The organism is Parabacteroides chongii (assembly GCF_029581355.1).
Lineage (GTDB): Bacteria > Bacteroidota > Bacteroidia > Bacteroidales > Tannerellaceae > Parabacteroides > Parabacteroides chongii.
In genome coordinates this window covers 2523231-2544262 of sequence record NZ_CP120849.1, presented here as the reverse complement: position 1 = coordinate 2544262, position 21032 = coordinate 2523231, and the positions used below count along the sequence as shown (strand labels likewise).

Annotated in this window: 18 protein-coding genes and 3 tRNA genes; 17 read left to right on the top strand and 4 right to left on the bottom strand. The window is 44.5% G+C overall.

Annotated elements, in window-relative coordinates; translation table 11 throughout:
* Positions 1-487 precede the first annotated feature (487 nt).
* Positions 488-1411: an Rpn family recombination-promoting nuclease/putative transposase gene (locus P3L47_RS09475; protein ID WP_277783452.1), complete on the bottom strand. Its 924-nt coding sequence runs from the start codon at positions 1409-1411 to the stop codon at positions 488-490.
* Positions 1412-1620: 209 nt separating this feature from the next.
* Positions 1621-2613, bottom strand: coding sequence for a sugar phosphate isomerase/epimerase family protein (locus P3L47_RS09470; RefSeq protein ID WP_122362772.1), 993 nt, complete (start codon positions 2611-2613; stop codon positions 1621-1623).
* A gap of 153 nt (positions 2614-2766) precedes the next feature.
* Between P3L47_RS09470 and P3L47_RS09465 the strand changes: the two genes are divergently transcribed.
* The 9 genes from P3L47_RS09465 (at position 2767) to P3L47_RS09425 (ending at position 13307) form a co-directional block, all read left to right on the top strand.
* Entirely contained in the window at positions 2767-3729 is a 963-nt protein-coding gene (locus tag P3L47_RS09465) for a FimB/Mfa2 family fimbrial subunit (protein ID WP_277783451.1), read from the top strand.
* A gap of 138 nt (positions 3730-3867) precedes the next feature.
* Entirely contained in the window at positions 3868-4170 is a 303-nt protein-coding gene (locus tag P3L47_RS09460; RefSeq protein ID WP_277783450.1) for a helix-turn-helix domain-containing protein, read from the top strand.
* An 8-nt stretch (positions 4171-4178) separates the two neighbouring features.
* Positions 4179-4595: a hypothetical protein gene (locus P3L47_RS09455; RefSeq protein ID WP_277783449.1), complete on the top strand. Its 417-nt coding sequence runs from the start codon at positions 4179-4181 to the stop codon at positions 4593-4595.
* A gap of 198 nt (positions 4596-4793) precedes the next feature.
* Positions 4794-5375 carry a DUF3575 domain-containing protein gene (locus tag P3L47_RS09450; RefSeq protein WP_277783448.1) on the top strand — a complete coding sequence of 194 codons (582 nt, stop codon included), beginning with the start codon at positions 4794-4796 and terminating at the stop codon, positions 5373-5375.
* Positions 5376-5525: 150 nt separating this feature from the next.
* Complete coding sequence (locus P3L47_RS09445; protein ID WP_277783447.1) at positions 5526-6749, top strand: hypothetical protein; 1224 nt, start codon at positions 5526-5528, stop codon at positions 6747-6749.
* Between the two features lie 36 nt (positions 6750-6785).
* Positions 6786-7664 (top strand): FimB/Mfa2 family fimbrial subunit, encoded by an 879-nt coding sequence (locus P3L47_RS09440; RefSeq protein WP_277783446.1) that lies wholly within the window; start codon positions 6786-6788, stop codon positions 7662-7664.
* A 12-nt stretch (positions 7665-7676) separates the two neighbouring features.
* Positions 7677-9146, top strand: a complete 1470-nt coding sequence (locus P3L47_RS09435) for a DUF4906 domain-containing protein (protein WP_277783445.1) — start codon at positions 7677-7679, stop codon at positions 9144-9146.
* A 15-nt stretch (positions 9147-9161) separates the two neighbouring features.
* Entirely contained in the window at positions 9162-11147 is a 1986-nt protein-coding gene (gene fimD, locus P3L47_RS09430; protein WP_277783444.1) for a fimbrial tip adhesin FimD, read from the top strand.
* A gap of 15 nt (positions 11148-11162) precedes the next feature.
* The gene (locus P3L47_RS09425; RefSeq protein WP_277783443.1) at positions 11163-13307 is read left to right on the top strand and encodes a hypothetical protein; all 2145 of its coding nucleotides are present in this window, start codon (positions 11163-11165) and stop codon (positions 13305-13307) included.
* Positions 13308-13402: 95 nt separating this feature from the next.
* Here P3L47_RS09425 and P3L47_RS09420 read toward each other — a convergent pair.
* Both P3L47_RS09420 and recO read right to left on the bottom strand, forming a co-directional pair.
* Positions 13403-13474 (bottom strand) — tRNA-Arg (locus P3L47_RS09420).
* Positions 13475-13545: 71 nt separating this feature from the next.
* The gene (gene recO, locus P3L47_RS09415) at positions 13546-14271 is read right to left on the bottom strand and encodes a DNA repair protein RecO (protein WP_122362765.1); all 726 of its coding nucleotides are present in this window, start codon (positions 14269-14271) and stop codon (positions 13546-13548) included.
* A gap of 89 nt (positions 14272-14360) precedes the next feature.
* Between recO and P3L47_RS09410 the strand changes: the two genes are divergently transcribed.
* The 8 genes from P3L47_RS09410 to P3L47_RS09375 all read left to right on the top strand — a co-directional run bounded on the left by P3L47_RS09410 (position 14361) and on the right by P3L47_RS09375 (position 20788).
* Positions 14361-14750 (top strand): DUF2721 domain-containing protein, encoded by a 390-nt coding sequence (locus tag P3L47_RS09410; protein ID WP_122362764.1) that lies wholly within the window; start codon positions 14361-14363, stop codon positions 14748-14750.
* A gap of 132 nt (positions 14751-14882) precedes the next feature.
* Positions 14883-14954 (top strand) — tRNA-Glu (locus P3L47_RS09405).
* 42 nt (positions 14955-14996) lie between these two features.
* Positions 14997-15251 (top strand): 30S ribosomal protein S20, encoded by a 255-nt coding sequence (gene rpsT, locus P3L47_RS09400; RefSeq protein ID WP_122362763.1) that lies wholly within the window; start codon positions 14997-14999, stop codon positions 15249-15251.
* A gap of 9 nt (positions 15252-15260) precedes the next feature.
* Positions 15261-15332 (top strand) — tRNA-Glu (locus P3L47_RS09395).
* Positions 15333-15504: 172 nt separating this feature from the next.
* Positions 15505-17460, top strand: a complete 1956-nt coding sequence (gyrB, locus tag P3L47_RS09390; protein WP_122362762.1) for a DNA topoisomerase (ATP-hydrolyzing) subunit B — start codon at positions 15505-15507, stop codon at positions 17458-17460.
* Positions 17461-17561: 101 nt separating this feature from the next.
* Entirely contained in the window at positions 17562-19334 is a 1773-nt protein-coding gene (locus P3L47_RS09385; RefSeq protein WP_277783442.1) for a gamma-glutamyl-gamma-aminobutyrate hydrolase family protein, read from the top strand.
* A gap of 21 nt (positions 19335-19355) precedes the next feature.
* Positions 19356-20354 carry a M20 family metallopeptidase gene (locus P3L47_RS09380; protein WP_427910554.1) on the top strand — a complete coding sequence of 333 codons (999 nt, stop codon included), beginning with the start codon at positions 19356-19358 and terminating at the stop codon, positions 20352-20354.
* An 8-nt stretch (positions 20355-20362) separates the two neighbouring features.
* Positions 20363-20788: a SufE family protein gene (locus P3L47_RS09375; protein ID WP_122362760.1), complete on the top strand. Its 426-nt coding sequence runs from the start codon at positions 20363-20365 to the stop codon at positions 20786-20788.
* Positions 20789-21032 lie beyond the last annotated feature (244 nt).

Below are 21032 nucleotides of genomic sequence, written 5' to 3'. Positions count from 1 at the left end.
TAAAATAGAGTGAATAAAATCCAACAACTAATTTTACGAAGGGGAAACAACCCCCGCGAATGATTATGAACGGGCATAAAAAAACGCGGGCATGTTGTCTATTATCAAACTAAAGGTATCGGCAAAGACCCATCCAGTAATAATAGAACAACAGCCCGCGCTTATACGATATAATATAATACACCCATATAAAATGGGAAGCACATACATATACGTAGTCCGCGCAAGCATTCTATGTCCATTATTCCACTGGATTAAAAAATTTTGCCGATTTTTTAGTTTGGAATAATCTCCGTAAAACGCTTACAATATGTAATTGAAACCGCATATCGCGAGCCGCTGCTCGCTACGGAATCTGTTGCAAAGGTAAAGAGGTTTTCCGAATCAACAAGGGAAAAGCCTTATATTTTTCCGAAATACGTGCTTTACAAAACGAAATAACACGATTTATGCAACATACTCCCCGGTTTCGGAGATAAAAGAGGAATTACAGTTTGTCGATTTCCTCCACGGACAGACCGGTGCATTGGGCGATTATCTCAATATCGATCCCCTGCTTTTTTAAGTTGATGGCAATAAGGCGTTGTCCTTCCGCCAATCCCTCAGCCTTGCCTTTCTCCAGACCTTTCTCCAAACCTTCCTCCATGCCTTTCTCCATGCCTTTTTGCAGACCTTTTTCCAGTCCCCTCTTCATACCTTTCTCCTCCGCTTCCTCCGCGGCATACTCCAGCGTGGCACGCCAGTCGCGATAATTCTTCAGGTTTTCATCGTAAATGGCTCGCTCGCGTGGAGTCAGTGCGGCCAGGTTCGCCACATTCAGCAAACGCTTGAAGGCTTCATTCTCCTCCTTAAACGGAGACATATCAAATATATTCATATTTTTTAATATATACATTGAACTCTCAAGAGGACTCTTACACTCCTCCTTGCTTAAATTAAACCGGTCGAACGACAGATAAATCTGTTTCAATTTGACCTCACCAAAAGCTTTACCTGTTGCTTCGTTCGCCATAATGACGTCCGTGCGCCAATGCGTAGATTCAGGTAAACTGAAGTTTAACAGGTAGATACCATATACCGGACGTAAATCATACTTCCAGTCATCACCTGTTTCTCCTTGTCGGGAAACGGTACGACAAAGATAATAGAATCCGCGGTTAAAGAAATAACGTTGCGGGCAGTTTTGCATTTCCACAATAAATTTTGCTCCGTCCACATCTTCGCAGAGGAAGTCGAAAATCACCGTGCGTTGTTCTATTACTTCGGGTTGAATTTCTTTATCGATATAGGTCAGGTCTTTCACCTGACGCTCGCCCTCCAAGACGGCATTGATAAAGTCGATGGCTACTTGCTTCACTCCGAAAACGGTTTTGAAGCCCTTGTCTAACATGATGTTCACGTACTTTTCCATATGTCAATGGTTTACTGGTTAATTACCTACTAGCAGGTAACGATACAAATATAGGCAATATCTTATATATTACAAGGTTTGGACTGACTTTTTTATCCTTTTGAGAGGTGTACAAAAGCGTTCTCCAAAAGTGTTTCACCCAGGAGAAACACTTGTTTCTTCGAGGTGAAACAGTTGTTCCATTAGGGTGAAACACTTTTGGGCACCTTTTATCTCTTCTCAAAGAAAGCATCGAACGCATGGCCCGAAGGCTGGAAATCGACTTGCTTAACGAATGCACAGGATTCGCGCGCACCATGTTCACGATCCATTGCACTGTCTTCCCACTCGACCGACAATGGTCCCTGGTAATTGATATCGTTGAGGGCACGGATTATTTCTTCAAAGCAAATCCGACCGCGTCCCATACTGCGGAAGTTCCAGTAGCGACGGGAATCGCCGAACGTAGAATGACCGCCGAACACACCAATTTGCTTCGGGGTATCGCTCCAGTAAACATCTTTCATATGTACGTGGAAGATACGGTCGGAGAACTGATAAATAAAATCGACATAATCAACGCCTTGATAGCCCATGTGACTCGGATCATAGTTGAAGCCGAAGGCTGGGTGATTTCCTAGTGCATCGAGTGCTTTACGGGCAGAATAAGTATCGAAAGCGATCTCCGTCGGATGTACTTCCAAGCCGTAACGGATTCCCAATTTCTGATACTCGTCCATGATCGGGATGAAACGACGAGCAAAATCGGCATAGCCGTCTTCAATCATCTGATCCGTCACAGGTGGGAAGGAGTAAAGCCATTGCCAAATAGGACTACCCGTAAATCCGGCAACAACATCGATACCTAACGCCTTAGCTGCATGAGCTGTCTGTACCATATATTCAGCAGCACGCTGACGAACACCTTCCGGATCACCGTCTCCCCAAATACACTCGGGCAGAACCGCTTTATGCCGCTGGTCGATAGTATCGCAGACAGCCTGGCTGATCAGGTGGATCGATATACAATAAAGCTTCAGATCATATTTGGCCAACAATTCTTTTATGCCGTCATAATAAGCCTGATCCGTACGGCGTACATCCAGATGGTTGGGTAATCCCAGTTCCAATCCGTCATATCCGAACGCTTTCGCTTTTTCACAAACTGTTTCAAGGGGTAAATCTCCCCACTGAAGGGTACATAAAGTTACAGGACGTGCCATTCTTTTTTAATTTTAAGGTTATTACATTGAGTCTGTTTTCCACAAATCTAAAAAAGTTCTGCTCATAACCAGTAAGTTCTCGCCTTAATATTTTTTAAATTCCAAAATAAGTATTTCCTTTGTGTAGATTTTATCATTAATAACTCCTTTGCTATGAAAAAGAAAGAATTATGCGCAGTAGCCTGCCTGTTTTGGCTGGTAGCTTGTAATGATCCGGCTTCGGATCAGATTGAAATTGTAAAGAATTTATTTCCCGTACAATTTAGTGTTCAACTTCAAAAAGAGGTACTCCCGTTCTCTCCTACCCGCAGTATGCCGCCTAACACAGTGCCCGAACCGACGATTCCGGATGAAAATGATCCGGATAAAGACCATTCGGACAAAGAACTGGAAGATTTCTGTTCCACTATCGAATATTTGGTGTACGATAATAACGATTTGACAGAACCGGTAAAACACCATATATATAATGTAGAGATCGAAAGTGATTTCAGCATTGTATACGACACGTTACCTGCGGGTAATTATCAGGTTTGCTTTTTAGCATACCAAGCGGGTAAAACTTCGTTCACTGATAATACATTTTCGTTCGATAAATTATCCGACACCTTCTATAGTACAAAAAGATTCGAGGTGAAAGAAGGAGAAGAAACAAATATGGATGTTGCGCTGGAACGGATTGTCAGCAGGATAGAGTTTCGGGCTATCGATCCGGTACCGGACAATATCAAGCAATTCGACATTTCAGTAAAAGATTACCCGACCCAACTAAATATACTGACAAAAGAAGGACTCCCTTCCTCCAAAGAACAGAACTTCACATATAACTTTGATACAAAGGATAAAGGAGAAACCGGGAAAACCCATTCTTTCTATACATTCGTAGCTCCCGGCGACAAAAAGATATCCGTCACTCTTACCTCAACCGACATAGGCGGACAGGTTATGCGTAGGCGGATAGTAAGCGATATTCTCCCTATCGCTAATAAAGTAATCCGCTATACCGGCATTTTATACACTCCTCCCAAACCTGATGAATCAGAAAACACCTTCAATCTGATCATCGATAATAATGGGGAATGGAGCGAACCGGAAGAAAAAGAACTTCCGAAATAATCTTATATTTAATTGCGCAACCAAAAAGTTGCACAATTATACAACTTTAATTATCTTTGCCTATGTTACGTAAAAAACGACCTACGGAGGATACTTCGAAAGGTTTATTGCGACTCTGTCTCCTAAAGAAAGCTTACTATGCAGACAAACGATCATAAAATCAGAGATTACAGTGCTGTACTTAGTGCCCAATATGGAGCACCGGGAAGTCCTGAACGGGCTAAATTTGATGAAGAAGCATATGCTTTTTATACAAGCCAAATCATACTTGATGCACGAAAAAAAGCGCAAATCACGCAGAAAGAACTTGCTAAGCGTATTGGAGCAAACAAATCCTATATTTCAAAAATCGAAAAAGGAGTTACTATTCCAAGTGTTGCAACATTTTACCGGATAATGAACGCTTTAGGATTGACTATAGAACTTACTCCAACAATATAATGGTTATTATGAAAAAGAAAAGCATACTCAGTCTTATTTTACTACTCACTGTCCTCTGCGGATTCAATAGTTGCCAGGATAAACCGTTCGATCCTATTGACGATGATCCTGAATATCTGCTGTGCAATGCTACAGGGTGGTATGATGAATACATCGATTCCAATGGTTATCCCTGCACACAACACATTACATTCTATTCCAACGGTAACGGCAAAGAAACCATCGTACGCTATTTCAGTGATTTTCCGGGAGACTTTGAAGAACTTCATAACTCTTTCTACTGGGAATGGGATGACGATTACTACGGATCCATTTATATGGAATACCCGAATGGTGATTATCTTTTTTTCGACCAGTTAGTTATAAGCCCATACGAATTATCCGGCTTGCTGGATGGTGAAAAAGTCGTTTTTGAACCCTTTTAACCTTAAATAGTATCATCAAAAGTAAATGTTATGTCAAAATTTCTTATTCTACATACTTTCTAAAACTTATCTGAATCAGAGTTGTTTCATTCATAAAGAGAGCAAGAGTTTCACAGGGTAATAATCAAGACGCAAAACGTCTATTATAGTGGGGAATATACCTCTTGGATGTTTAACAATTTGTGAGTAAAAAGTACGATGAGAAGAGAAATATTGATAATATGCATTATTTATGCATTTGTCAGTGGCATAACAGCACAAGTAAAAGAGAATAGAGACCATTTACCGGCTTATGCAATCAAAACAAATGCATTATATTGGGCGACTACAACTCCTAACCTGGGGTTTGAAATAGGACTATCCGATAAATTTACTCTTGACCTGTCCGGAAATTACAATCCATGGACATTTTCTGACAGTAAGAAACTCAAGCACTGGTTGGTTCAACCTGAGGTTCGCTACTGGACCTGCGAACGATTCAACGGACACTTTTTCGGACTCCATGCACATTATGCCGAATACAACGTTGGCGGCATCAAAATGCTGGGTCTGAAAGATCGTCGCTATCAGGGTAACCTATATGGTGCAGGAGTTTCATACGGGTATCATTGGATACTGAATAAGCGCCTTAGCATAGAGGCAACGATCGGAGTCGGTTATGCTTATCTGGATTACGACAAATATCCCTGTGGCAAATGTGGTAGTAAAATAAAAGACGACCACAGGAATTATTTCGGTCCGACCAAAGCCGGTCTAAGCCTCATCTATATCCTCAAATAAACAAAAGGAAGTATTAAATTTAAGAAACATTTTGTATATATTCTCATATGTACAGCAACTCTTATGCCTTATCAGCGCATAAGACACCACTAATGAAGACAGGGGGGAAAGACTTCCACACAGAGTATTAATCATTAATTTCAGAGAGTTATGAGAATCAGAAATTTATTTACAGCATTATTTGCTGTAGCCACTTTATTTGCATGTAATAATGATGACGAAGCCCCGGTTCCTAATGCGGGCAAAGGTCCTAAATCCATCTCCGTATCATTGGCAGGCATGTCGGGTATCAAGACAAAAGCGGCAGAAGCCGGGAATTTCCTGACCAAAGACACCATAAATGTCGGTAGCGTACTTATCAACCTGACAGATGCCAGCGGCAGTGTCGTTGTATCAAAAACAGTCAATAAAGATGCTGCAGCCGATTCCGACTGGGGCAAACTGACTGCCACAGGAGAAGGGTCCGGTTTAAAATTCATCAATGTGCCTCAAACCGTATCCAAAGTATATGTATATGGTAATCCAGGCAGTGCAGTAACGGATAACCAGATAACGACGACACTTGACCAACAACAAGGATCAGGCGTATTATATTTCGGCGTAGATGAAGACCTGACACCGATCGTCGCCGAACCGGTTGAACCGGACCCGACTTCCGGACAGACTTATACGGCGAATGTGACCATCAAACCGATCCTTGCCCGTATACAAATAAACCGAATTTATTTTACGGATACGAAAGAGTTCACATTCACACGTGTCGTTGGAGGAAAAAAAGAAACAGCAACAGTCACTTGGGAAGACTTTACTGCGGACCTGAAAGGTATTTACCTGAATAAATTCTTCAATACTTATCACGATTCGACAAATGTGGAAGACCTGTACAGCAATGCTTCAGCCGTGAACAATATCCTGGAAGGCAAATGGTTGTTCAATCAGCCTACCGCCAATGATGCCGCATCGTATGCCAGCTACAACAACTATTCAGGAGGAACTTATCAAACGATGAATATGGTTCCACCAGCAGGAAAGAGCTATGCGTTCAACTTCTTCCCGGGATCAGAGATACCGACAATACACCTCGACCTGGCAAATATCAATGTTGTAGGCATGCAGTCCGACAATACGACAGCATTCAACCCGTCGCTGGCCAACAAGGCACGCTTTGCCAACATCGTGAAGTATTTCAAAGAACCGAATGTTGAGATGACGGCTGCCGACTTCAAACCGGGTACGATCTATAACATGGATGTCGAACTGATCCCGATGCTCGATAATGACCTGGAAAATATCCAGTTTAACGTCTTAGTTCACGTAACGATCGCTCCCTGGGCAGAAGAAACGATTACTCCGGGATTCGATCTAGATCAGTAATTTCCAATTTCAACATAATTTCAACATACAGAACAAATGAAACGTATTATATATTTCAGCATCATATTATGGGTTGCCCTGATGACCGGTTGTATAAAAGAAGATCTAGCTAGTTGCGACACGAACCTGGTCTTCAGATACTTCGGAGACGGGACAAAGGAAATATTCCCTGAAAAAATAGAGAAAGTGGATCTGTATGTATATGGCGAAAACGGAGCACTAGTACAATCGATCGGACTGGATCAGAGTGATTTAAGACGCGAACAGGGAACTCCCCTCAATCTTCCGGCAGGCAAATACCGGATCATCTGTTGGGGAAATTCCCGGAACGACACCCGAATCGACCAGGTTTCAACTTTAAAAAACGCTTTGGTTGCAGCCCCTCACTATTTTACAAAAGAATTGATCACCACTAATGACAGCCTGTACATTGGAAGCAGGGACATTGAAATATTTCAGGATAACTCAAGTGAAGATACCGTTTATTTTAGTAGCTCGCATATAAAAATGTACATTGAACTGACTGGACTGGAAGAAGAAGCTCTGGCAGATGGCATATCCCCGATCGATATCGAGATCGGCAACCTGAGCCCGACAGTCGACTTTGCGAAAACATTCTCTTCGGAGAATGTTTCGTACAGGCCGGTTGCCCGTAAAGAGGATAACTCATCCAGTTTTAACACAAAGTTCAATGTTCTGCGATTCAACGACGAAAATGGTATCTATATCAATCTGATTAGAAAAGAGACTAACAAAACAATATACACATTGAAGTTAAAGGATTTCATGCAAGATAACCGGATCACGGTCAACGGGATCAACGAAGTGATGGTAGGAATCCGCTTCCGCTTCAATGGCACCTCGGTCACAGTCAAACCCTGGGACGAAGAGGTGATAATACCGGGCCTCGGATAAGCCCATAAGCATATGAAAATCAAGAATAAATATATAGCGGCAATAAGTCTTTTCATTGTCGTCCTGCTGGTGGCATCCTGTAGTGAAGACCAGGATACGGATCCAACCGCGGCGAAAATGGATGCCCGACTAAACATAACCATCTCCACCCGCGCTACGGCAGACAACCTGACAAAAGGAGGTGACGGTAAATTTTCGAGCCTGGCACTCTACGTATTCAATAAAGCGGATGGTAGTTGCGAATATGCTGAGTTGATTCCGGTCATAACACCACAATATACGGACGAACTGCTCCGGTCTGTCCAGGTTTCCCCGCAAACAAAAATAATTTATGCAATAGGAAATTATAACGATCCGGATAAGATCTTTTTCAATTCGTCAGATGCTAAAGTCACTTTAGAAGACCAGGGAAAGCCTACTTTGCAATATCTGGAGGGGTTGACCATTTCAAATCAGGACGGCTTCAGTGATACCAATATCTTGATGGTCGGCAAACAGGAAACACCGATAGAAGATTTCCTGACGGAGGTAACCGTACCGATGCAACGGTTGGTTTCACGCCTGGACATTTATATGTTCAAAAATACGAAGTATAAGGATAGTGAAGTAGTCGTGAACTCAATCGAGCTGGTGAACCAGGTTACTAATACACGCAGTAAATATCAGAACACGGTCATGGTTTCACCTGTTGAAAAAAGAGATGAAAGACAAGCGTTCAGTACCGCAAATTCACTGATACGCGTTCCTGAAGACCTTTCCGTGATTACCCCGGATAATGCGATGGTCTCTTTTTACAGCTATCAGAATATTGCCGGTCCGTCGGCTCCCGATTCGCAGGTCACACCTTATCTGAGAATCTCGGTAACGATAGACGGACAGCCTTACAAATATAAAGCCTATATAACCGACAACGGGCAGACGGATAGCAAATACAGTCTGAAGCGGAACACGGTATATACAGTTATGGGCATCATCGACCATCCGGATAATATCCTGGAACTTAAAACGATCACACTCCCCTGGACCAAATCCGTATCGGAGATCGGTCATGTGGTAAAGGAGGGAGATTATGAGCTCACAGCTAACAATACCGATGCCACTAACGGCATCGTACAATATCCGTATGTGCAAAACGGCGAACCGCAAAACAAGACATCTTATGTCAGTTACAACTTTCGCCTGACAGGTCCGGCCGGGGCCATCTGGACAGCGACATTAACAAACGGACTTGAATTTACCTTCGGGAAAGTAGGCTCGACCGCGGATAAACTGGCTATTTCAAAAGGTATTGCAGGAGATAATACTTACGAAATAAAGGTCGGAGCAACAAAACCCTGGGGAGGTACCCAGAGGATAGTCCGATTGTATATCACCGTCGGAGGAGAAAAACTGAAGATCAATCCGGTACAGAGCAACGGATCACGGAACTTTCCGGGTGACAATGACACAGATATTCTGATCACACAAACAGAATATAAATAAAAGGAGAAAAGGGTTATGAAACGAAATAAGAATTATATCATACTGTGCTTATCGATGTTTGCTTTGTTACTCTCGTCCTGCAGTCAGGAAGAGATGGAAGGTAAGCCTTACACGGATTCCGGCAAAATAGCGATCCGGCTATCGCTGTCGCATCCCGGCATAACAAGAGCGGGTACGGAAACAGGCGAAGATGACCTGAATGAAAACCTGGTAAAGACACTGGACGTTTTCATCTACGGGGAAGAAGAGAATGCCTGCTCTTTCTATCAACATATCGACTTGGCTTCCGGAACAGCGGTAAGCGGGGAATACCTCGTCACCTTGAGTGCTATGCAGGAGCAGTTCAACCGGAATAAAGCATACGAAACATATGTTGTGGCAAATTATTCACAAAACATTCCGGCCAACGGCTTTACACGTACCGAATTGCAGGCACAGGCCGTTTCATCCCTGGATCCCGATAAAAAACAGGATAGTTTTATGATGGACGGAACTTCCGCTCAGATACTGAATGACGGTGTGATAGTGAACAAGGAAATCAGTGTACCCTTAAAAAGGGCCGCTGCTAAAATACGGGTATCGACAGCTTATACAAATGGTTTTACAGCTTCCTCAGCCGGAACTATCAGCAAGAAACTATATAAGTATGCAACCAACGCTTCCGTAGTGGAAAGTGGTGGACCTGTCGTTCCTGAACTACAGAACATGGCTGGTTTTACAGACATCTCCAATGGAATGGGATCGGACAAAATCATTGTCTATTCCTATCCGAACGACTGGAGCCTTGATCAGCTGAATGAAACCTACCTGATCGTGAATATTCCGGCAACCGGTCCCGATGGAAAAGAGCACACACAGAACTATTATAAAGTACCTGTGAATTTTCGTCTCCCGTCCGACGACACGGCAAACCCGTCCGAAGAACAGGAAGCCGAGCGTAATGCCCTATACAAACTGGAACGTAACCGTCTATATGACATCACAATCCTGGTTGACCAGCCGGGAGCAGAAACCCCGGAATCGGCCAAAGAAATCAAAGCCAACTATACGATCAAAGACTGGACTACCAAAGAAGTTTTAGTTTCAGTAGAAGGATTCAACTTCATATACGTAGAACAGACAACCATATCGTTGCCGAACCGGACCAGTTTTACAACGACATTCCAGTCTTCTACCCCGGATGTTGAAATAACCGACATCACCGTTAACGGAACAAGTATAACAAACGGGACTAACGGAGTGGATATTACCTGTTCACAAGGAGTTAAGTCAGGAAACATTGTTGTAAACAGTACGCTTCCGGAAAACTTTGTGGCTAAAGAGATTGTATTCACGGTAAAGAACGGAGTTAGTCTGACAGAACAAGTCACAGTTACACAATATCCGGCTGTATACCTTAGCTCCGATATCTCAGCAGAGACACCGGGCGGCAGCCAGGGACAGAATAACAAGAAGATGTATGTGATCGGTTCTTTTGTCGCCGACTTCTCATCGTTGCCCGATCCTGATGAATTTAATGAAGATTTCGGCAGCGGCTATACGCATTATGCAGCCAATCCCGCACTGGGACGATCGTATGCCGAATACATTAGAAACAATGCAGTCCTGGGTTATCCCCTGAGAGATGCCGGCAATGAAACCATCGACACCGAAGAGAACAACCGGCGTATCTCTCCCCGCGTGATGCTGGCTTCGCAGTTTGGCGTGACGACATCGGACAGTTATCTGAATTCCAGAAACAAATGTTCGACCTATGTTGAAAGGGATGAAACGACCGGTGAAACTTATTCGGACTGGCGTATGCCGACACTGGCTGAAGTATATCTGATCGATGTACTCCAAAACATCAAGGCCGCCGAAGTAAAAAAAATCCTGGAAGGGAGCTGGTATTGGAGTGCCAGAGCCAGTGCGACCGTACAATTCATGGATCCCCGTGTCGGAGGCGGCAACGGTTTCAACCCGTTACGTTCTTCTGTACGTTGTGTGAGAGATGTCAAATAATAAAAGATGGAAGTTATGAAAAATGTTATCATATATTTAATCGCTTCATTCACTTTATTCGCCTGTCAGGACGAATATGAAGTGGAGAAGCCCGGTATTCCCGGCAAGGCAACCCTGAAGGTTTCCGTGAATATCCCGGAATACAGGATTGCCACACGTGCCGCCTCCTTCGAAAATAATCTTTCGGATGTCTGGTTGCTGACCTTCGACATGAACGGGTTATTTATCGAACGCGTTCATGCAACCGGGCTCGACAGCCAGGAAACAGACGGCGTCGGTAACGGTTCTTTCAAAGCGGAAGTATCCGAAGAAACCAGGATCATCCATGTGGTAGCCAATTACGACAACTGGTCATCATTCGATGATAAAGCGTTCGTCGAAAAAGATGAAAAGGAGCTTATGCCTGCCTTATACGGCAGCAAGATGGTTTTCTGGGGAAGAAGCGAAGTTTCTTCTTTAGATTCCCCTCTGAGCGTAACCCTGTTCCGTAACCAAGCGAAAGTGACGGTTCAGAACGAAACAGATAATTTTACGGTCACCGGCTACGCACTGGCTAATATTGTTGCCACAGGTACTGTTGCTCCTTTCAACCCGGATATGATATCGAATCCGTTCACTATTCAGGATGATATAACAACCCTGCCTTTGGGAACCCCGTCCAGGACAGCCCAAAGCGAAGCCGACTGTAATTTGGAAGATAAATACATGTTCGAAAATCCGAACTATTACGAAGATCAGTCTTTCCTTATTATTAAAGGACATCTGAAAGACGGACCGGAGTTATATTATAAAATACAGTTCCTCGACAACAACAAGAGACCGTATACGATTGTCAGGAATTTCCAGTACAAAGTGATCATCAAGTCCTTCAACGAGAAGGCAAGTGGCAGTACCTCTTTTGAAGATGCCAAACAAGCGGAAGTATCCAACAATATCTACGCCGACATCTTCAAAGATTCGCCGTCCATCTCTGACAGCGATAACAACCGGCTTACCGTCAGCCGCCTGAACTTCCTGTTCACCCAGGGAGGGACATTGAATGTAACTGCCCATTATACAGAAAACGAAGTTCCGAACGACGGAGAGATCAGTGTATCCGTTCAGGAAGACAGAGGAAACATCATCAGCGGCTTGTCATATGACGGGAGCGGGAATATAACGGCACGTATTGCCCGGGTATATGCCGGACAGAATGATGCAACCCTCTCAGTCAAAGCCGGCAAGCTTTCCCGCACGATCACAGTCACTTCGAGTACGCTGTATAGTTTCAGTCCGACAAGTTTCACACCGGAGTTGTATACCAATAAAGATCAGGATATCACCTTGTCTTTCCGGATACCGGATGGAGTACCCAATTACCTGTATCCGCTGAAGTGCGAGATCACAACAGAATATCTGTATCCGACCGATCCGAACAAGAACCTGCAGATCGACTTTGTAAACGGAGTATATAAATATGTGTACTGGGCAGAAGACCCGGGAGTAAAAACACTGAACTTCAGGACAAGCCTGGACAACAGCAACGAGACAGTCACCATCGAGAACGCCTATTTCAAGACGGCAGAGATCAACCTGGTATCGCGTCAGTTTGAAAATGTATCTGTCAACAACGACAACATCGTCGTTTACGGGGAAGGAAATCCGGCAACACTCAAGTTTACTATTCCTCAGTATGCAGATTATCCACCGGAATATCCGCTCACCGTCTTCGTTGCCACGACAAAGTTGACGACATCGCAAGCCGGATGGACAGCCGTAAACGGAGGATACAGTTACACCTACAACGAAGCACCCACCGGAGAACAAAGCGTAGAGTTCACTTCTACAGAGAACGACAGCGGCGAACAAATAACGGTTAGCGCACAGGGATTCAGTAATGCGACGATCAACGTAGATAACCAGTTGAACAGGAATACGGCTACATCAGGAGAGATTCGTGTTATTTCAGGCGGGAGAACATATACCATACCGGGTTATACGATCTCATCGTCCGACAGGAGCATACTCGATTCATTCAGGGCCAATAATGCCAGCAACTACAACATTTCCGTCAAAGCCGGCTGTAAATTATCAGACACAGTTTCGCTGACAACGAGCTCCTATACAGGCACATTCACCGTCAGGGAATTATTGTCCGGACAACGACTGAATCTCCAATAAGAAATGGGAATATTATCAAGGGGTATTTCCGGTTAAGCAGAAGGACCGTATCTGAAGCAAAAGCTTAGGTACAGTCCTTCAATATTTTAACCCGGTAGTCTCGCCGGGAATCGAACCCGGATCTAAAGTTTAGGAAACTTCTATTCTATCCATTGAACTACAAGACCGACTTTTGTATAAGGTGCGGCAAAAGTATAATCTTTTCCTCAAACTGGCAAGTATTCAGGCGGTAATCTGATCAATCAAAAAGACTTTGCATCACCGACAGGGATTTTATTTCAGGAAACTCCGGCAGATGCAGGCGGTAATATTCAACAATACGGTTGATTACTCCTACCCTGTCCTGACGGGAAAATGAATAAAGCGACATATTCTCAAAGCTTATTTTCAGCAACCGGGCAAAAAAGAGGCTCTCTTCACGAGTCAGATAATGCCGGTGCATAGGGACACGGTCCACAAAGACACCGTTCTGCATATCGAAATAGCAACCGGCCGAATAAGAATCGGCATTCGGATAAATACCCAGGTAATGTAGCAGGCGAAGCAGAAAGACCAGATGGAAATTCGCCACCCCTTTGTCGGCATACTCCAGCAAACGGATCGACTCATATAAATAATCGAAAAGCCGCTGATCCGGCTCCGTATCCTTTACGACCCGAAACAATACCTCCGCCAGGAAAAGAGCCAGTACATTCTTCACCGGATTACAGAACACTTCGGTCAGCGGATAACAGAGTTTCGTTTCACGTATCCTGTGCAAGTCACGTTTATTCAGATGTTCCACCTCCATCTCCAGTACGGACAAAGGCATGAACAATGCCTTGGAAACGGTCGACTTCTTTCCCCGGCTGCGTGCAACCAGATAAGAAGCACGTCCGAACGCCTCCGTGTACATATATATAATAGAGTACTTATCGTTGTATGGAATAGCATGCAGGACGATCCCGCGCGTTTTACATAGCATATCTTCACCGCTTTATGACAGACAAAGGTACAAAACAACAAACTATTTACGATATTTGCAGGTTATAATAGTATAAATACATTTGAGTTATGTTAGATCTTACTACCCCGTCGCTTTTATTTTCAGCCATATCACTGATACTATTGGCCTATACCAACCGTTTCCTTTCATACGCCAGCGTAGTCCGCACGTTAAAGGAAAAGCACCAGCAGACACACGATCCGAAGGATATCGCCCAGATCGCGAACCTTCGCAAACGGCTTTATCTGACCCGTTCGATGCAGATACTCGGCATACTCAGTCTGCTGCTATGCGTGATTTCCATGTTCTTCATTTATATTTCATGGCAAATCATCGCCGCCTGGATATTCGGTATCGCTCTGCTGCTCCTGGCGGCTTCCCTATGCGTATGTATCTGGGAAATAAACATTTCCGTCAAGGCTTTAGAAATACATTTACAGGACATAAGTTCTAAATAGAAGTTAAAACAAGAACTAACATTAAATTTTCTCATGAAATGTTTTGGTAGTTCAGAGAGAACATCTATCTTTGCACTCGCAATCGGGAAATCAACAATCCCAGAGCGCTGAAAGTGAGAACTTTGACATGATGGCCCATTCGTCTATCGGCTAGGACGCAAGATTTTCATTCTTGAAAGAGGGGTTCGATTCCCCTATGGGCTACAATAAACAAGATTAAAAAATTCAATAAAGAATAGCTAAGAAATGGCAAATCACAAGTCATCTATCAAGAGAATCAGACAGACGAGCGCAAGACGTCTACGCAACAGATATCATGCAAAAACTGCAAGAAATGCAATGCGTGTACTGCGTGCAACTGAAGACAAGAATGAAGCTCAGGTATTATTACCTAAGGTGTGCTCTATGCTGGATAAGCTTGCTAAGAAAAACGTTATTCACAAGAATAAAGCTGGCAATCTGAAATCCAAGTTGACAAAGCACGTTAACAAACTTGCATAAGGATATTTCGGCCCATTCGTCTATCGGCTAGGACGCAAGATTTTCATTCTTGAAAGAGGGGTTCGATTCCCCTATGGGCTACTTTACAAGCGGTCGGGTTCATACGAATCCGACCGCTTTTTGTTTACCCTCCCACCTGTCGCATTTTTTGCTATTTTCACACCTCTTTTACCTACTAAGTCGATTATTTTCACTACATTTGTTAGCATTTTTAGATATATAGAAATTTAGTGATTTTAAAGGATAGAAACTCATGAGTGAAGAAATGAAGAATACTTCCGGGGAATACTCTGCGGACAGTATTCAGGTACTTGAAGGGTTAGAAGCAGTACGTAAAAGGCCATCCATGTACATTGGTGACACCAGTGAAAAAGGTCTCCATCATCTCGTATACGAAGTTGTCGACAACTCGATAGATGAAGCGTTAGCCGGATTTTGTTCCCAGATCGATGTGGTAATTAACGAAGACAATTCGATCACAGTATCGGACGACGGTCGCGGTATCCCAGTAGATTTTCATGAGAAAGAAGGTAAATCAGCTCTGGAAGTAGTTTTAACCGTTCTACATGCTGGTGGTAAATTCGATAAAGGGACCTACAAAGTATCCGGTGGTCTGCACGGTGTGGGTGTTTCCTGTGTGAACGCGCTATCCACCTATTTAAAAGCAGAGGTACGCCGTGACGGGAAAGTACACATGCAGGAATTCTCTTGCGGTAAACCGTTACATGGCGTGGAAGTGACCGGACAAACAGAAACAACTGGTACAACTATCTCCTTCAAACCGGACGGCAGTATCTTTACAGTTACAGAATACAAATACGATATATTGGCTACTCGTCTGCGCGAACTAGCTTTTCTGAATGCCGGTATTAGCTTAACACTGACAGACAAACGCGTAATCAAAGAAGACGGAACCTTTAAATCGGAACTATTCCGTTCTGAAGAAGGCCTGAAAGAATTTGTTCGCTACGTAGACCGTTCCAAAGAATCCCTGATCCCCGATGTGATCCATATCGTAACGGAGAAACAGGGTATTCCCGTAGAAGTAGCTATGACATACAACACTTCTTTCAACGAAAGCGTGTTCTCGTATGTAAATGATATCAACACAATCGAAGGTGGTACGCACCTGGCTGGTTTCCGCCGTGGTCTGACACGTACACTGAAGAAATATGCAGAAGACTCCAAACTACTGGAAAAGGCAAAAGTAGAGATCCAGGGCGATGACTTCCGTGAAGGTCTGACAGCCGTTATCTCTATTAAGGTTGCTGAGCCACAGTTTGAAGGACAGACCAAGACGAAGCTGGGTAACAGTGAAGTGACAGGTGCTGTAGATCAGGCAATCGGTGAAGCTCTTAGTTATTATCTGGAAGAACATCCGAAAGAAGCGAAGATTATCGTTGAAAAAGTTGTCCTGGCTGCCCAGGCACGTCAGGCTGCCCGTAAAGCACGCGAACTGGTTCAGCGTAAATCGCCGATGACCGGTGGCGGACTTCCCGGCAAGCTGGCAGACTGTTCTTCCAAAGACGCTTCTATCTGTGAGTTATTCCTGGTCGAAGGGGACTCTGCAGGCGGTACGGCTAAACAGGGCCGCGACCGTGTGTTCCAGGCTATCCTGCCGCTCCGCGGTAAGATCCTGAACGTAGAGAAAGCGATGGACCATAAAGTGTTCGAAAGTGAAGAAATCCAAAACATCTTCCGTGCTATGGGTGTTACTATCGGTACAGAGGAAGATCCGAAAGAATTGAACCTGAGCAAGCTCCGTTACCACAAGGTGATCATCATGACCGATGCCGACGTGGACGGAAGCCACATTGCCACTTTGATCCTTACGTTCTTCTTCCGCAGAATGCGCGCCCTGATCGAGAACGGATATGTATACCTGGCTACTCCTCCCCTTTACCTGTGTAAGAAAGGTAAAGTCGAAGAATACTGCTGGACAGAACAACAACGTCAGGCATTCATCGACAAGTTTGGTGGAGGTAATGAAAACCAAATACACACGCAACGATACAAAGGTTTGGGAGAAATGAACGACCACCAGCTGTGGGATACGACCATGAATCCAGAAAACCGTACGTTGAAACAGATCACGATCGACAGCGCAGCAGAAGCTGACCAGATATTCTCCATGTTGATGGGTGAAGACGTAGGTCCGCGCCGCGAATTCATCGAGGAGAATGCTACATACGCAAATATTGACGCTTAAGTTAATTGAAAATTGAGAATTGAAAATTGAAAGTTAAAACTTCTATTCAATCCTCAATTTCAACACATTAATTTTCAATTATCAATTTATAATTTTCAATTATGCTAGTCCGTCGTCCGAGTTTAGAAGCCCTGTTCAGGGAAGTTGACAATTTCAGTCCTAAGAAAGAAAAACTTCAGCCTCCCCGTATAGGAATATCTTCAAACCGGAAAGACGGACTTTCCTGTATAGCGGAGACTTATGTCCAGTCCGTTCTGATGGCTGGAGGTGCACCGGTACTGATCCCGGTTATCACCGACCTGGAAGCCCTTACAGCGATCGTTTCCAGTCTGGATGGGTTACTGATGAGCGGAGGAGGAGATCTCAACCCGCTTTATATCGGGGAAGAGCCGATACCGCAGTTACAGGATGTGGATACCTTCCGCGATGAGTTCGACCTGATCCTGCTCCGATTGGCAACCAACCGTCAGCTACCTGTTATGGGTATCTGTCGCGGACATCAGCTTATCAATGTAACTTTCGGCGGCTCTGTCTACCAGGATATTTATTCGCAACATGCAGGTGGCGTGTTCAAACATAGCCAGGCAATGCCCCGCGAACAAGCTTCACATTCCGTCCGTATCACCGATAGCTCTTCCCGTCTTTTCGAAATATTGAGAAAGGAACCGGATGTACTGGTCAATTCCGTACACCACCAGGCGGTAAAAGAGGTTGCTCCCGAATTCAGGGAAACAGCCGTTGCTCCCGATGGTATCAACGAAGCGATGGAGCATCCCGAGAAAGAGATATTCAGTATCCAATGGCATCCCGAAGCAATGGCATCCAACGGTGACGAACTGATGCTCGAATTATTCAGGCATCATGTAGAAGCAGCACGCCTGTTTAAAGAGGCTAAACGTATCCACAGCCGGAATGTCATACTCGATTCCCATACCGACACCCCGATGATCTTTCCCGACCAGTTCAATATCGGTCAGAAAGAGGGCGGTAAAGTGAATCTTCCGCTTATGGAGGAAGGCATGGTAGATGCAGCCATCATGGTTGCCTATATCCCGCAAGGGAAACGGGACGACGAGTCATTGCAGCAAGCTACGGATTTCGCCATGAACCGCTTGAACGAGATCCATCGCCAAATGGAAATAAATCGCGGCAGAATGAATATCGCACACACTCCACAGGAAGTATGGGTAACAAAAGAGGCCGGGAAAAAAGCGATCATGCTGGGAGTGGAAAACGGATATGCCATCGGTAAAGACATCCGGAATATAGCCCGCTTCAAAGAACTGGGTGTCAGCTATATCACACTCTGTCACAATGGAAGTAACGATATTTGCGACTCCGCCCGCGGAGAAGCCGAATGGGGCGGTCTTAGTCCTTTCGGGAAAGAAGTGGTTGCAGAAATGAACCGACTGGGCATTATGGTGGATGTATCGCACGCTGCAGAAAGTACGTTCTACGACGCACTGGAAGTTAGCGCACTGCCGATCATTGCCTCACATTCTTCAGCGCGTGCTTTATGCAACCATCCGCGTAACCTGACCGACGAACAGCTGAAAGCACTGGCCGCCAAACAGGGAGTCGTACAGGTTTGCCTGTATAAAGGATTTATCAACGAAGATGCCGAAAAAGCATCGCTTACCGATGCCGTCCGCCACATCAATCACATAGTGGATCTGATCGGCATCAATCATGTAGGCATCGGTTCCGACTTCGACGGCGACGGTGAACTGATCGGGTGCCGGGCAAGTAATGAACTGATCAACATCACCGTACGTCTTTTGAAAGACGGATATAGTGAGAACGATATTGCAAAGATATGGGGAGGCAATCTGCTGCGTGTCATGTCACGTGTGCAGTCAGCCTATAACGGATAAACAAGAAACAAAAAAACAGATATGATGCACATTCTGTATATTGCCCTGCTGGCATGTTCATTAGCAGCATGCAGCCAGGCCAAAAACCAACAAAAAGAGAATACAACGGTGAGCCAGGCAGTACCTCAAACAAATACGCCGACATTCGATGCCGACAGTGCCTATACATATGTAGAAAACCAGGTCAAATTCGGTCCGCGTGTACCTAATACCCCGGCCCATAAAGACTGTGGCAATTACCTGGCGTCCGAGCTGAGACGTTTCGGTGCAAAAGTATACGAACAGGAAGCCACCCTTACAGCTTATGACAATACAGGACTGGAAGCAAAAAATATTATCGGTTCTTATAATCCGGACAACGACAAACGCATCCTGCTATTCGCCCACTGGGATTCACGTCCTTATTCCGACCATGATCCCGATCCGGCAAATCATCGCAAAGCGATCGACGGTGCCGACGACGGTGCCAGCGGTGTAGGTGCCTTGCTGGAAATAGCCCGCCAGATCGGACAGAAAGATCCGGGAGTGGGTATCGACATCATCTTCTTCGATGCTGAAGATTACGGAACACCGGAGTTTGTCGATGACTACAAAACCGATACCTGGTGCCTGGGGACCCAGTTTTGGGCAAAGAACCCGCATGTGCCGAACTATCGTGCCGACTTCGGTATCCTGCTGGATATGGTCGGAGCCAAAGATGCCACCTTCTTCAAGGAAGGAACTTCTTTAAAAAAGGCTCCCAATATTGTTGATATGGTTTGGAGAACAGCACGCGACCTCGGTTACGGCAAATTCTTTATCAACGCAACGGGAGGCTACATTACCGACGATCATCAATATGTGATCGAAGGCCGTAACATTCCTTGCATCGACATCATCAACTACGATCCGGACAACGACCACGGCTTCGGCTGGTACTGGCACACACAAAAAGACAATATGGACAATATCGACCGTGAAACCCTCAAAGCCGTAGGGCAAACGGTCCTGGAAGTAATATATAACCGACAAAAGAAATAATACAAACGATGACTATCAACGAACTTCAGGACAATGTTATTGAAGAGTTCTCAGCCTTCGACGACTGGATGGACAAGTATGCGTTGCTGATCGATTTAGGCAACTCACTTCCCCCGCTGGAAGAAAAGTATAAAACAGAAAGTAACCTGATCGAAGGTTGCCAGAGCCGCGTGTGGTTACAGGCGGATTATGAAGACGGTAAGATACTGTTCAAAGGTGAAAGTGATGCCGTGATTGTGAAAGGTATCGTTTCGTTACTGATCAACATCATATCCGGACATACACCGCAGGAGATACTGGATACCGACCTCTATTTCATAGAAAAGATCGGTCTGAAAGAACATCTTTCCCCTACCCGTTCCAACGGGCTGGTAGCTATGGTCAAACAGATGCGTATGTACGCACTGGCTTTCCGGACAAAAGAACAAGGATAATTTATAAAAGCAGCTCAACAAAAGTTTTCAGAAATAAATCCTTCATTCCTTCATCTGCAATATAACTAACTGATTTTATATCATTTACAGATGAAGGATTTTTAGTATAATGAAGGAAGCATCCTTTTTTTCGGATTAATGCTTCATTATCCTACCAGAGATTAATACCTGTTTAAGTTTAATCCTTCAGGCAAAAAGTGAGGCGTAGGCAATAAGCAATAACGAGCTGTCTAATTACTTACTA

What these genes read in the sequence shown, in the direction of transcription:
- P3L47_RS09435 (WP_277783445.1), top strand. Translation starts at nt 7,677, where the DNA reads ATGAAAATCAAGAATAAATATATAGCGGCAATAAGTCTTTTCATTGTC.
- P3L47_RS09465 (WP_277783451.1), top strand. Translation starts at nt 2,767, where the DNA reads ATGAAAAAGAAAGAATTATGCGCAGTAGCCTGCCTGTTTTGGCTGGTA.
- P3L47_RS09445 (WP_277783447.1), top strand. Translation starts at nt 5,526, where the DNA reads ATGAGAATCAGAAATTTATTTACAGCATTATTTGCTGTAGCCACTTTA.
- P3L47_RS09470 (WP_122362772.1), bottom strand. Translation starts at nt 2,613, where the DNA reads ATGGCACGTCCTGTAACTTTATGTACCCTTCAGTGGGGAGATTTACCC.
- rpsT (WP_122362763.1), top strand. Translation starts at nt 14,997, where the DNA reads ATGGCAAATCACAAGTCATCTATCAAGAGAATCAGACAGACGAGCGCA.
- P3L47_RS09385 (WP_277783442.1), top strand. Translation starts at nt 17,562, where the DNA reads ATGCTAGTCCGTCGTCCGAGTTTAGAAGCCCTGTTCAGGGAAGTTGAC.
- P3L47_RS09380 (WP_427910554.1), top strand. Translation starts at nt 19,356, where the DNA reads ATGATGCACATTCTGTATATTGCCCTGCTGGCATGTTCATTAGCAGCA.
- P3L47_RS09375 (WP_122362760.1), top strand. Translation starts at nt 20,363, where the DNA reads ATGACTATCAACGAACTTCAGGACAATGTTATTGAAGAGTTCTCAGCC.
- gyrB (WP_122362762.1), top strand. Translation starts at nt 15,505, where the DNA reads ATGAGTGAAGAAATGAAGAATACTTCCGGGGAATACTCTGCGGACAGT.
- P3L47_RS09455 (WP_277783449.1), top strand. Translation starts at nt 4,179, where the DNA reads ATGAAAAAGAAAAGCATACTCAGTCTTATTTTACTACTCACTGTCCTC.
- P3L47_RS09410 (WP_122362764.1), top strand. Translation starts at nt 14,361, where the DNA reads ATGTTAGATCTTACTACCCCGTCGCTTTTATTTTCAGCCATATCACTG.
- fimD (WP_277783444.1), top strand. Translation starts at nt 9,162, where the DNA reads ATGAAACGAAATAAGAATTATATCATACTGTGCTTATCGATGTTTGCT.
- P3L47_RS09440 (WP_277783446.1), top strand. Translation starts at nt 6,786, where the DNA reads ATGAAACGTATTATATATTTCAGCATCATATTATGGGTTGCCCTGATG.
- P3L47_RS09450 (WP_277783448.1), top strand. Translation starts at nt 4,794, where the DNA reads ATGAGAAGAGAAATATTGATAATATGCATTATTTATGCATTTGTCAGT.
- P3L47_RS09425 (WP_277783443.1), top strand. Translation starts at nt 11,163, where the DNA reads ATGAAAAATGTTATCATATATTTAATCGCTTCATTCACTTTATTCGCC.
- recO (WP_122362765.1), bottom strand. Translation starts at nt 14,271, where the DNA reads ATGCTATGTAAAACGCGCGGGATCGTCCTGCATGCTATTCCATACAAC.
- P3L47_RS09475 (WP_277783452.1), bottom strand. Translation starts at nt 1,411, where the DNA reads ATGGAAAAGTACGTGAACATCATGTTAGACAAGGGCTTCAAAACCGTT.
- P3L47_RS09460 (WP_277783450.1), top strand. Translation starts at nt 3,868, where the DNA reads ATGCAGACAAACGATCATAAAATCAGAGATTACAGTGCTGTACTTAGT.